Annotated in this window: 8 protein-coding genes; 3 read left to right on the top strand and 5 right to left on the bottom strand. The window is 70.5% G+C overall.

The genetic code is table 11. The features are described from left to right. Positions 1-5 precede the first annotated feature (5 nt). From ACOGXI_RS01625 to ACOGXI_RS01605, 5 genes are all read right to left on the bottom strand, one after another. Positions 6-1,016 (bottom strand): hypothetical protein, encoded by a 1,011-nt coding sequence (locus ACOGXI_RS01625; protein ID WP_419937164.1) that lies wholly within the window; start codon positions 1,014-1,016, stop codon positions 6-8. 2 nt (positions 1,017-1,018) lie between these two features. Then, a complete protein-coding gene (locus ACOGXI_RS01620; protein WP_419937163.1) occupies positions 1,019-2,632 on the bottom strand; it encodes a hypothetical protein in 1,614 nt (537 codons plus the stop codon). A 144-nt stretch (positions 2,633-2,776) separates the two neighbouring features. Beyond that, positions 2,777-4,117, bottom strand: a complete 1,341-nt coding sequence (locus tag ACOGXI_RS01615) for a hypothetical protein (RefSeq protein WP_419937162.1) — start codon at positions 4,115-4,117, stop codon at positions 2,777-2,779. Beyond that, positions 4,114-5,496: a 3-keto-disaccharide hydrolase gene (locus ACOGXI_RS01610; RefSeq protein ID WP_419937161.1), complete on the bottom strand. Its 1,383-nt coding sequence runs from the start codon at positions 5,494-5,496 to the stop codon at positions 4,114-4,116. The genes ACOGXI_RS01615 and ACOGXI_RS01610 overlap by 4 nt, the downstream gene beginning before the upstream one ends. Continuing rightward, on the bottom strand, positions 5,496-6,893 hold the full coding sequence (locus tag ACOGXI_RS01605; protein WP_419937160.1) for a Gfo/Idh/MocA family protein: 1,398 nt from the start codon (positions 6,891-6,893) through the stop codon (positions 5,496-5,498). The genes ACOGXI_RS01610 and ACOGXI_RS01605 overlap by 1 nt, the downstream gene beginning before the upstream one ends. Positions 6,894-7,010: 117 nt before the next feature. Here ACOGXI_RS01605 and ACOGXI_RS01600 point away from each other — a divergent pair, with 117 nt between their 5' ends. The 3 genes from ACOGXI_RS01600 to ACOGXI_RS01590 all read left to right on the top strand — a co-directional run bounded on the left by ACOGXI_RS01600 (position 7,011) and on the right by ACOGXI_RS01590 (position 12,072). Beyond that, positions 7,011-7,616 carry a peptidylprolyl isomerase gene (locus ACOGXI_RS01600; protein WP_419937159.1) on the top strand — a complete coding sequence of 202 codons (606 nt, stop codon included), beginning with the start codon at positions 7,011-7,013 and terminating at the stop codon, positions 7,614-7,616. A gap of 128 nt (positions 7,617-7,744) precedes the next feature. Beyond that, on the top strand, positions 7,745-8,983 hold the full coding sequence (locus tag ACOGXI_RS01595) for a mechanosensitive ion channel domain-containing protein (RefSeq protein WP_419937158.1): 1,239 nt from the start codon (positions 7,745-7,747) through the stop codon (positions 8,981-8,983). Next, positions 8,980-12,072, top strand: a complete 3,093-nt coding sequence (locus ACOGXI_RS01590; RefSeq protein WP_419937157.1) for a hypothetical protein — start codon at positions 8,980-8,982, stop codon at positions 12,070-12,072. The genes ACOGXI_RS01595 and ACOGXI_RS01590 overlap by 4 nt, the downstream gene beginning before the upstream one ends. Positions 12,073-12,162: the final 90 nt, after the last annotated feature.

The raw sequence follows: 12,162 nt of genomic DNA, 5'->3' as shown, positions 1-12,162 counted from the left end.
CAGATTCAGCTGGCGGCGGGGCGCACCACCACGGTGATTTCCTCGTCGGCGAACAGGCCGCCGTCGTCGGCGCGGCCGCGGAGGATGTAGGTCCCGGGCCGGGAGAACGTCACGGTCACCGTCCAGCGGTCGTCTTCCGGCAGGTCCGGGGGGCGCCACAGTGGCGCCCAGGGCGAGTTCGCGCCCGTGCGCGTGTCCTCCCACACCTTCACCTGCGGCGGATCGAACGTCACCTCCCCCTCCCCGCGATAGACGAACCACGACATGAAGAGGCCGTTGACCTTCTGCACCGTCACTCGCGACGGGGGCCGCAGTTGCCGGCCGCTGAAGCTCGGGTGGGCGTTCGCGATCGAGTCGACCCGCGCGGAGTCCTCCGCCGTCTCCGGCGGATCGGGCGGCCCCTGGCGGAACGCTCGCAGCAGGCCGTCGTCCTCCACGATGACGCTCACCGTCACCGGCTGGCCGACGATCGCCTCCCGGGTGCGCTCACCCTCGAGCGTGATCTTCGGCGGCTCGTTGGCCCGCATCTCGGCGTTGCTGGACCCCGCGCCGAGCGCGCCGGTCTCGGACATGACCACCGTGTTGTCCACGATGTAGTCGGGCCTTAGCGATGCGTAGGCGTGCTCGGTGACCCCGTGGCTCGTCAGCGTCCACACGAGTTCCCGGTCGCCCCAGTCGGCGGGGACGCGAACCTTGAACACGAAGCGGTTGCGGCGCGGGAGAAAGTGCGTCGGCTGCCCACGGTCGGCGGGACCCGGCGAGAACATGTTGTGCTCGCCCACGGGGACGTCCAGCTCCTCGAGCCAGTTCCGGTTCATGTACCCGAACAGGAAGTTGAACGACCCGTCCTCGTTCTGCTCCCATCCCTCGAACGCCGGGGCCACGTTCCGACCGCGCGCGTAGGTCTGGGCGGCGGAGTCGGCGGGAAGCGCGGACACGGCGAGGACCAGCGCAAGGAGCGGCGCGGCCGGCGCCCCGGGCCGCGCGACCCGGGGCATGGAAACCGGTTCGGCCACGATTACCGTTCCCGGCGGTCGCCGCCGGGGTCGCGGCCGTCCCCGGACCCCGACTCGCCGGCGCCGGAGGACTCGGACTCGGCTTCGACGGCGGCATCGGGCCGGGCCCACTCGGCGCCCGCGAAGTAGCTCATGTCGCCGTTGGCGGGGATCACCATGCACAGCGGGCAGCCGACGACGTGGTCGTTGGGGCCGAGCGCGAGCCGGTGCCGGCGCATCGCCATCTCCTCCACGAACTGTTCGTCCGACATCTCCACGCGCATGCCGAGATCGATGAACATGTTCGCCACCGAACGGTTCCCCGAGCCCTGCCAGTTGCGGGTGTCCGGGACGTTCCGGTTCGCCTCCGAGGTGTCCATGTAGCCGATGATGTGGAGGACGGTCCCCTTCGGGAGGAGCGGCTGGTGGTCCTGCGCGTAGGTGTAGCCCCGGACCCAGTTGTGATCGTAGCCGACGCAGTTCAGCGTTTCGACGTTGAAGCCCCAGATCGCCTCGAGGCACATGCGCATGCCCGGGGCGTGCAGGTGCGGCTCGAAGGTGACGATCTTGGTGTGCTGGTTCAGCACCTTGTAGGCGTGGAGTTCCTGTCCCGCCACGGCCGGCCGGATGTCGATGTCGCTGCCGTTGCCGAGGCCGAGGATGGTCCGCCGGTATTTCGGCTCGTAATCGTCCGGATGGAAGCGGAACCCGATCTCGAGGTGGGCACGCGTGTCGCGGCCATTGGAGTGGAGGTGGACGGAATTCGACACCACCGAGGAACCCGCCCTGAGCAGCCGGCCCGCGTCGTCGTCGAAGAGGTCGGGTTCGCGGCCGACTTCGTGCACCGGCCAGCCGGTGTCGCTGGAGGCGCGCCGCGAGCCGGAACCCGTCTCCTGGCCCTGGAGCACGCGCGTGCTCCAGATCATGTGGTGGACGACGAAGCGGCCGCCGACCGTGTGGCGCCCGCCGTGTTCCCCGTCCCTGCGCTGCGGCACGTCGTTCACCTCGCGGATCTCGACGGACTTCACGTAGCGGTCCTCGGTGAGACCCGTGGGCACGCTCTCGATGTCCCCCCACCAGTCCGGTGCGTCGCCCTTCACCAGTACCTCGGGCAGGCGGACGATCAGGTCCGGCTCGCCCGCGGCCCACAGCACGTCGTCATTGAACTCGAGCGGAGGAGGCAGGTCGGCGGGGTCTCCTTCGGGGGCACCGGCGCGTCGCCACGCGTCGAGCGCCGCGATCTCCCGTTCGTCGAGCGACATGTCGTCCTTGAAATGCTGGATCCCGATGTCTTTCTCGACGTACCACGGCGGCATGGCGCCGGCCCGGTCCCGAATCTGGGTCCGGCGCGCGATCATGCTCGCATAAGGCTGGACGTCGTCGTACGTGACGAGCGGCATCGGAGCCACGCCGTTGTCGCGGTGGCAGCGAACGCAGGCCCGCTGCAGGATCGGCGCGATGTCCCGGCTGAACGTCACATCGGCAGCCCCGGCGCCCCGCGCATCCGTTGCGACGTGGCGCGCCGTCCCGGCGGGCCCGCCATTCTGCGCCGCCAAGGCCCCGGCGGAGAGCAACATGAGGCCTGCCGGGACGGAAGATCTCCGGACGAAGGAAAGAGTGCGCATCGTGTGCGGCATCACATGGCTCCTTGCGGGAGGGCTCTCTCGCAAAAAGGGTACGCGACGGGCAAAGGCCGGGTCAAACGCTCCGCTAACGACCGCCGCCCGCGGCGCCCCGAGCCGACGACCCCAGTTCCAGGTGGACAGCCCCCGGGAGCCGCTTCACGATGATGGTCGGGACGTCGAACTCATCCGTTTCGACGAAGGCGACGAGGCCTCCGGGCCCGAACGCGTCGGGCATGGGAGTCTCATCGAGCGACCAGTGCCGACGTACTCACCCTCCGGGGTCAGGACATCGATCCAGCCCGCGGCCCCCGGCTCCCCCTCCGGGTTTCCGCGCGCGGTCGCGACCTGCGCATCGATCTGGTCCAGGGGATCGCTCCCCCAGCGCTGCACCCAGATCATCCCCTCCCAGGTCGTCCTCAGGTCCCGCACGATGGGCACTTCCGGCATGAACCCCGCATTCGCCACCGCGTCGCGCATGCCGGCCATCATCTCCTCCAACATGGCCGCCACTTCCGCGCGAAGGGCCGGCGGAAGATCGTCCAGCGACCGGCCGTTTACCTCTCCCGTAGCCGAGGACTCCATGGCTTCCACCATCCGGGCCCGGGCGCGCTCCCGGAGCGGCTCCGTGACGGGCTCGGGGCGGAGGGGGCGGCTCGCAACGCGCTCCGGAGCACCGGAGGCCGACTGCATCTTGATTGCGTACGCGGAGGAATCCGAATACGCCACGCCCCCGCCGGGGAGGACATCGAACACGAGGCCGGGCACGAAACCGGCGAACGCGTCGCCGAGAGCACCGAACATGTCCGACGGATCCGCGGCCTCCATCGTGACCTCGCGCTCCGGGCGCGCCTCCCACCCTTCCGCGAACGGCCCCGCGACGGCCTCGTCCGCCTCGTCGAGCGACACGCGGTAGATGGTGCGGTCACCGGTCTCGACGGACACCTCCCCGCCGCTGAAGCTCGCGGCCGGACTTCGCGTCAGGAACAGCGTTTCCCCCTCCCGGGCAGAGCGCACGGTCTCCGCGGAGGCGGTCTCGGAGGCGCCCTCGATCGCGAAACGGATCGCGCGCTCGAACGACCCTTCGGGGCCGAACAGGAGATACGCGCGGTGCCTGTCGTCGACGATGACGACCCCGCCCCCGGGCCGTGCCACCATGTGTTCCACGTCGCGAAGCTCGCCCGGACCGTCGCCCATGCGCCCGAATTCCGCCACCAGACCTCCGATCCCGTCCACGACCGCGATGCGGGTGGAGGATCCGGTTTCGTCGCGGATGTAGAGCCGGCCGCTCGCGTCGAAATCCAGGTCCGCGATCTCGGTGAACGCTTCCCATCCCTCCGCCGCGATCCCGCCGATCCGGTACACCTCCTCGAAACCGGCCTCGAGCGGACGGTCCTCCTCCGGCGGCGGAGCCGACGCCGCGCCGGTTTCGCCGCCGCAAGCCGCCAACAGCGTCACGAACGCAACGCAGGGAACTCGGATCTCATCTCCTCGGATCATGGGGGCGTTACCAGTTCCGTGAGGCGCAGGTTGCGCCAGCGGACCTTGATGCCGCCGCCGTCGTGGATCTGGAGCGCGATGGAGCCCTCGGCCGCGCCGATCGCCTCGTCCTCGAAGTCGACCATCCTCGTGCCGTTCAGCCAGGTGGCGACGCGGTCGCCCTCCGCCCGGATCCGCATCGTGTTCCAATCGCCCATGCGGAGCGCGGCGTCCAGTTCCGGGTCGGGCTGCACGAGCCAGCCGCGGCCGTACGACTCGTAGATGCCGCCGGTGAACAGCCCGGGGGGCGCGACCTCGGCCTGCCAGCCGCTGACGGTCGTCCCCTCCACGCTCGAGCGCAGGAAGACGCCGCTGTTGCCATCCGCCTCCTGCCTGAACTCGACCGTGAGGTCGAAGTCGCGGTACGTCTCCTCGGTGACCAGATAACCGTACTCCGCGTCCGGGCCGCTCTCGCACACGAGTTCCCCGCCCTCCTCTCCGTCTTCCACGTACCAGCGCTCCGTCCCGTGCACGCGCCATCCCTCGAGATCTTCGCCGTTGAAGAGAGAGACGGGTTCAAGAGGGAGGATCCGGATGCTCCGGTACCAGACGTTGCGCCCGTGGTCCTGGAGGCCGATCGGTCCGGAGGCGGCCCGGCCGTACCGGGGATACGGCGCGAACTTGCTCGCCGCGACGAGCGCCTCCCACTCGCGCGACCCCAGTTCGTATTCGACCGTCTTCGTTCCGTTCAGCCAGTGCTCGACGAGGTGGTTCTGGATGCGGATCCGGCCTTCGTTCCACTCGCCGGGTCCCCGGAGCGTCTTCTCGCCCGAGGCGTGGAGGTCGTAGTTGTCGCCGGTCAGGTGCGTGCGCATGTCCATCGTGCCCATCTCGATGTACGCGGTGTCGTCGAGCACCTGGTATTCGGGCGCGTTGAACCAGATCGCGGCGCCCTCCTCTTCGATCACCCGGTAGAGGACGCCGCTGTTGGCCACTTCGGAGAGCATGAACTCGAACTTGAGATCGAAGTCGGAGAAGGATTCGGTGGTGACGATGTCCCCGCCCACCGCCACGTCGGGGTCCGTCGCGGTCGCGCCCACGACGAGCGCACCGTCGATCACCGCCCAGCCGGTGTCGGGGAAGGCCTCGCGGTTGTAGCCGCGCCATCCGCTCGTCGTCTCCCCGTCGAAGAGGAGGCGCCAGCCGGCCTCGCGCTCCGCGTCCGTGAGGGCGTTGGGCGGCGTCTCCGCCGCGTCCGTCTCCCCCATGTCCGACGGAGTCTCGGGGGCCTGGGCGCAGCCGAGGGCGGCGAGGGCCAAGGTCAGCGTCCCGGCGAGTGCGGGGCCGGAGCGCCCGCCGAGGCCGGGCGCCGGGCGCCGGAATCGTCGCGGGGCGCGCATCAGACGAGCCTCATGGCGTCGGGGTCCCAGCGCATGATACGGTCCTCGAAGTAGGACAGGTTGCAGGCGAGCGCCGGCGCCGCCGCGCGGAGGCCGAACGTTGCGTCTTCCCGCACGGGCGGTCCGCCGCGTATCGCCTCGCACCAGTTGAAGAAGTGGTCGACGTGGGCCCCGCGATACCCGCGCTCGACCTCGTACCGAGCCTCGGCCGGCGGGCGCATGCGGACCCGCGGCGGGAGCCCGTCCGCCGACGCGGACGCCTCGGCCATCTTCTCCTGCGAGAAGGCGTCCATCGGATCCACCGCCACGTTCTTGCGGAGGATGACCTCGGTCCACGTCACGTCCATCGCGCCCTCGCTCCCCACCAGTCTCAGGAAGGTGCTGCCCGAGGTCCCGTCCACGAAGTTGACGCGCAGAGAGAGGTTGAACCCGGGGTGCGTCTCGGTCTCGGGATAATCGAAGACGCCCAGGAGGACGTCCGGCACCTCGCGCCCGTCCTTCCAGTAGCGGAGCCCTCCGGCGGCCTGGATCCGCGTCGGGCCGCGGGAACTCACGACGAAGTGGAGGCTCGAGAAGAGGTGGACGAAGAGGTCGCCAGCCACGCCGGTCCCGTAGTCCCGGTAGTTGCGCCAGCGGAAGATCCGCAGCGGGTCGTACGGCCGGTCGGGGGCGGGTCCGAGGAAGCCCTTCCAGTCGACGGTCTCCTCGGAGGCCGCCGCCGGAATCGGGTACTGCCACGCTCCGATGGGGTCGTTGCGGGCCCAGAAGCCTTCGGCATAGTTGAGTTCGCCGATCGCCCCTTCCTCGTACAGTTCCTTCGCCTTCTCGTTGCCGAGCGAACTCATCCCCTGGCTTCCGACCTGGAAGACGCACCCGGACTCCCGCTCGGCGCGGATGAGGTCGTGCCCCTCCTCGATCCGGTGGACCATCGGCTTCTCGCAGTAGACGGCCTTCCCGGCGCGGAGCGCGTCAACGGAGACCGGCTGGTGCCAGTGGTCGGGCGTGCCCACAATGATGGCATCCACGTCGTCTCGGGCGAGGATTTCCCGGTAGTCGCGGGTGGTGAAGATGTCTCCGTGACGCTCGCGGGCGGCCTCGAGCCTTCCGTCGAACACGTCGCAGGCGGCCACGAGTTCCACGTCCGGGATGCGGAGCGCGGTCTGGACATCGGCCATGCCCATGCCCCCGGCCCCGATGATGCCGAGTCCGATGCGGTCGGAGGGCGCGACCCGACGCTCCCGGACGCGGCGGCCCATCGTCCGGCGGATCGCCGAATCCGACGCGGCCAGGCGCGATGGCACGCCGGCCGCGAGCAGCGAGCCGGCCGCTACGGATTTGACGAATTTCCGCCGGCTACCGGCGGTGGGTGACGTCGGACCGGGCTTCGTTTCGCTCATCGCTGTCGCTCACGCTGGGAGTGCATGCAGGCCGCCGGTTCGCGGGTGAGGTCGCCCCGGGTGGGTTCGAAAATGTAAGGTTGTGCCGATCAGGTCAGCAAAAAGGAGGGACAAAGCGTGCGAACTCGATGCGTGCCAACCGCGGTTCTTCTGGCGCTCTGCTTCGGGTCCGCGGGCTGCCGCGCCGATCCGCCCCCGGCGGAGGACCCCGTCCGGGTCGTCGTCGAGACGGAGCTGGGTGCGTTCGAACTGGAGGTCGACATCGAGCGGGCTCCCGTCACCGCGACCAACTTCCTGCGCTACGCGGACGGCGGGCTCTACGACGACGGCACCTTCTTCCGGACCGTACACGCGGAGAACCAGCCGGAGGATTCGATCCGGATCGCGGTCGTCCAGGGTGGGCGGAACCCGGAGACGGAGACCGAATCGTTTCCGCCCATCGCGCTGGAACGCACTTCCGAAACAGGGATCCCGCACGAGGACGGGACGATCTCGATGGCCCGCGGCGGCCCCGACACCGCGACGCAGAGCTTCTTCATCTGCATCGGCGACCAGCCGTCGCTCGATTTCGGCGGCATGCGGAACCCCGACGGACAAGGCTTCGCGGCTTTCGGGCGCGTGGTGGACGGGATGGATGTGGTGCTCGCGATCCACCGGGCACCGTACGAGGAGCAGCAACTGACCCCGCCGGTGCGGATTCTGAGGGTCTACCGCAACGAGTGACTGCTTCGAAGCGGCAGAGCACGGCGTCTCCGACCATGGCCCTGAGGCCAGCCCGGGACTCTATTCCCTGGCCAGCGACCGACCGATTGCCGGGACCAACCAACATGGCGCCACGAGACCACCCCCACGTGACCGAACGAGGCTCCACCCCACGCCGCCCCTCCTCCCTGCCGCCCGTCCTCCTCCTCACGCTGGCAGCCTGCACCGAGGCTCCACCGCCCGAGGTCGAGGTCGACCCGGGCCAGGCGGCCCCAGCCGCGACTGTCCCGGCTCTCATCGACACGGCCTCGGCGCAGTCCGCCCCGGCAGAGTCCATCGAGCCCGTCCAACAGCCCCCCTCCCCCACCGCCATCGACTCCCTGGCGGCGCGGCTCGCCGAGATCGCCACCGCCCAGCAGCTCATCCTTTCGCGCCTCGATTCACTGGGCGCCGCCTCGTCCGCAGCCGCCCTTCAGGTGCCCGGCGAGTCCCCCGCCGCCGACACGCAGGAGCCTCCCGACCCTCCCCTGGGACTCGAACTGCCGGACCTCGAGGAAGCCACCGAGGACGTGCGCAGCATCGGGCTCGGCATCGCGCTCTCGCTGATCGTCATCCTCTTCTTTCACTTCCTGATCCGCGCGGCGATCTGGGTGCTGGACACGCTTGCCGAACGCAGTGCCGCGCGGCGGCTTTCCTTCAAGTGGATGATTCCGATCACCCGCCTGGTGCTTTGGGCGATCGCCGTGTACCTGATCGTCAACAACATCTTCCGGGTCGACGCCCAGGGGATCATCGCGGCCGGTGCCGCGCTGGGCGTGGGGATCGCGGTCGCGGTCCAGGACGTGCTCAAGAACGTGATCGGCGGCCTGACCGTCGTCTTCGACCAGCCCTTCCAGGTGGGCGACAAGATCTCGGTCGGCGGCACCTACGGCGAAGTGGTCTCGATCGGGCTCCGCTCCACGCGGGTCTTGACCGACGACGACAACCTGGTGTCCATCCCGAATTCGCAGGTGGTCGAGGAGCAGGTGGCAAATGCCAATGCGGGGCGGCTCAACTGCCAGGTGGAGACGAATCTGCACCTGCCCGGGCGGGTGGACGAGCGCAAGGCGAAGGAGATCGCCTTCGAGGCGGCGGTGATTTCGAAGTACGTCTTCCTTGGCAAGCCCATCGTGGTCCTGGTGCGGGACGACTTCCGGACCACCTTCGTGACACGGGTGAAGGTTCGCGCCTACGTGCTCGACCCACGCTTCGAATTCATCTTCCAGAGCGACGTGACCGAGCGCGCGCGGGAGGGCTTCCGCGCGGCCGGGCTGATGCCGGAGGACGAATGGTACCCGCGGGTGGAGCCGGGCACGGCCGGGGCCCGTGCGGAAGCAGGGGCGGGGTGAGCGAGGGCACGCGGAGTACCGCGGACGCGGCGGGTGACCGGGTGGGCCCGGCCCGCTCCACGGACCGCGAGATCGTCGAGCAGATCTCCGCTGTTGCGCACGCTCCCTTCCGGGAGGTCTGGCGGCGTCATGAGCGCGAGTTTTGGCTCCCGGTGCGGCGGGCGCTGGAAGCGGGACTGGCCGCGCACGAGCCGGCGCTGGCGGACGTGGCCGCGGCGGCGTCCGGAGACCGAGATGCCGCCGAGGCCGTTGCCCATTATCTCCGGGCCGTCGCCGAAGGCGTGCTCAGCCCCGTCCGCGCGGCGCTCGGCGACCCCGGCGTGGCCGCAAGTCTGGAGGCGTCCATCGCGCGTGCCGCTGCCGATGCCGCGGCAGCAGCGGACCAGCTCCCGGCGCAAGCTGAGGCGCCACTCTCGCCCACGGCGCTGCGTGGGGGCCCCGGCCTGGGGCTGGGGCTCTGGACGACCCTCAAGCGGGTCTGCGCCCGAGCGCTGCGGCCGATCGTTTGGCGGCGCGAGGAACGCAAGGTTCCGGTGGCCCGGGTCGCGCGCCGCCACCTGGACCGGGTCGTGCTGCCCCACCAGGCGCGGGCCTTGCGCGACAGTCAACGCCTGCGCGCGGTCTGGCTGGCGGATCTCGAACGCGCGTGGTCGGAGTGGTTGTTGGTCGTGCTCGCGTCGGCGGGGGGGGAGGTCGCCGGAGCCGGCTCGGGGGTCCCGAAGGCTGGCGAGCGACTTGAGCGGAGGGTCCGTGCCCTGACCGAAGGCGTGCCGCTCTCCCCGGGACGCGCGAAGGGCGAGGACCTGGACCCTTCGGAGGCCACCCTCCGCGCTGCCGTGGCCATCGCCGGGACCTTTGTCGGGGGGGAAAGCGTCAGCCCCGCGGGCGCGGGCCGGACCCCCCGGGCCGCCGAGAAGGCCAGGCGCTGGGACCGGCGGGCGGGCGAGAGCGCGGCGCGCCTGGAACTCTGCGGGACGCTCCTCGACGCCTGGGACGACATCCGGGGGATTCGCCGCGATCTCACCGCCGGATGGAGGGACGCCGTGCGGGGAATCGACGCGGTTCTCTCCGAGATCGAGGCCTGTCTCGACAGGGGGCGCAAACGCACAGTGCGACTGGCCGGCCGCGGGCCCGGGCTCGCGAGGGACTTGAAGCGCGCGGGGAAGCAGACGGTGGACGACCTGGGCGCGGTCGAGGGCCGCCTTCAGGATCCGGCGCGTCTGCTCGCAGCACTGACGCGCGACGCCGACGAGGCGCTGAAGCGGGTGGAGGCGGCCGCATCGCGAATGCCGGAGTCCCTGATCCTGCGCCGGATCCCGCCGTCGGGGGTACCGGTTCGGCGCCCGGGCGGCGGCGGCCGCGCCGTTCGGCTGCGCGACGCGGCGCTGCAGGCGTTCGATGCGCGCCGGAGCCTGCGGATCCGCTCGGCCCCATCGGCTGTATCGGAGGCGGTGGCGCGCGCGCATCTGATGGTTGCGGAGCTGCGGGAGGTGTCCGCGTACGGCTACGAAGCGGCGGTCGCGGAGCTGTCCGAGCGCGGAAGTGCGGCCGCCGACCCGGTTCAAATGGTCACGGACGGACTCGATCGCGCCGGAGAGAAGGTGGAAGCGGCGCGGGGGCTTCTCTTCGACGCCCTGACCGATGCCATCGCCCAGGCCAACACGGAGGTCGCCCGGGGGCTGGAATACCTCCTCCGGAGGGCCACGGCGGATCCGGTGACCGCCCACTACCTTGCCGCGCGCACGCGCGCTGCGACGGAGGCGGCGGGGTTCCGTGAGCGCTGGCAGGCGCGGGTCTCCCGCGCGGGGAGCGGCGTGTCGGGCGTGCTCCGCACCGTTATGGGCCGCCTGTGGCCCGTCCGGCGCGCCCTGGGAATCGGGACGGATGTCCAGAGCCGCGCGGAGCGCCGGGCGCGCACACTGGCGTTCGCGGACGAGGTCCCGGGCAACCTCCCCGTCGTCTACCGACGGCTGTTCTCCTTCGAGCCGCTGGACGACCCGCGGCTACTGGCGGGGAGGGACGGCGCGGTGGCAGCAGTCCTGGCGGCGTGGCACCGCAGGGGGACCGGGGACGCTCGGTCGATGATGGTCATCGCGCCTCAGAGCGCCGGCGTCACGAGCTTTCTGAATGTCGTGGCCCGGAAGCTGGGCGGGGAAGGCGGGGAAGGCCCGCCGGGCGGCGATCGCTCGGGCATCGTGCGGCACACGCTGCGCGAGCGGGTGCGCGAGGAGTCCGGACTCGCGGGCTGGCTGGCGGGCCGGCTCGGGATCGAGGGCGCACCGGATCTGGATTCACTCGCAGGCCGCGTGCTCGACGCTCCCGAGGGCTCGTTGCCGCAGGCGGTTGTTCTGGAGGGGGCCGAGCAGCTTCACATGCGCGTCCCGGGCGGCGGCCGGCTCTTCGAGCGCTTCCTGACCTTGACCGCCCTCACGGAATCCAGGGTCTTCTGGGTGCTTTCGATGGCGGCCTCCGCCTGGCAGCTGGCCGAGAAACGGTCTCCCGCGTGGGTGGCCGACATCGAGCGCGTCGTACTGAACGCCCTCTCTCCCGACGAATTGAAGCGCGCGATCCTGGCCCGTCACCGTCTCAGCGGACTCCCGCTGAAGTACGTCGAGTCGCGCACCGGGCACGAGATGCTGCTCCGCCGGACCCGCAGCCTGCGGGGGACCGATAGGCACCGGCGGCTCATCGAGGCCGACTACTTCCAGAAGCTGCACCGGGCGTCGCTCGGGTCGATCCGCCTGGCACTCTTTCATTGGCTGCGCTCCGCGGACTTCCGCACGGTCGAGGGGAGCCTGCTGGTGCAGCCGCTCGACGTGCCGCCCCCCTTCGTGGACGCGATCGATGTCGAGCAGAGCTTCGCGCTCAAGGCCATCCTCGATCACGGCGCCCTCACGGTAGCGGAGTATTGCGAGGTAGCGCGCGGGTCGCCGCCGGAGGGGCGGCACCTCTTCCGGACGATGGCCGACCTGAGAGTGATCGAGGCAGTGCCGGGAAGCCCGCCCGCGCCGGAAGCCGGATACCGCATTCGGCCGCTCATGAACGGGCCGGTGGCGGCGCACCTGCGGTCGCTGAGAGTGCTGCATTAGCAACCCGCGAATCATCCCGGCGTAGCTCCGGGTCTTCGCGCGAGGTGGCGCCGGGCCCGCGCTTAGCTCCAGGCATCGGAAGCCACTTGA

This window comes from Candidatus Palauibacter sp. (assembly GCF_965208055.1).
Taxonomy (GTDB): domain Bacteria; phylum Gemmatimonadota; class Gemmatimonadetes; order Palauibacterales; family Palauibacteraceae; genus Palauibacter.
The sequence above is the reverse complement of the archived record's forward strand: the minus strand, read 5'-3'. Positions and strand labels throughout refer to the sequence as shown.

Coding starts and splice junctions, on each gene's coding strand:
- ACOGXI_RS01620 (WP_419937163.1), bottom strand. CDS start 2,632: ATGCCGCACACGATGCGCACTCTTTCCTTCGTCCGGAGATCTTCCGTC.
- ACOGXI_RS01615 (WP_419937162.1), bottom strand. CDS start 4,117: ATGATCCGAGGAGATGAGATCCGAGTTCCCTGCGTTGCGTTCGTGACG.
- ACOGXI_RS01610 (WP_419937161.1), bottom strand. CDS start 5,496: ATGCGCGCCCCGCGACGATTCCGGCGCCCGGCGCCCGGCCTCGGCGGG.
- ACOGXI_RS01605 (WP_419937160.1), bottom strand. CDS start 6,893: ATGAGCGAAACGAAGCCCGGTCCGACGTCACCCACCGCCGGTAGCCGG.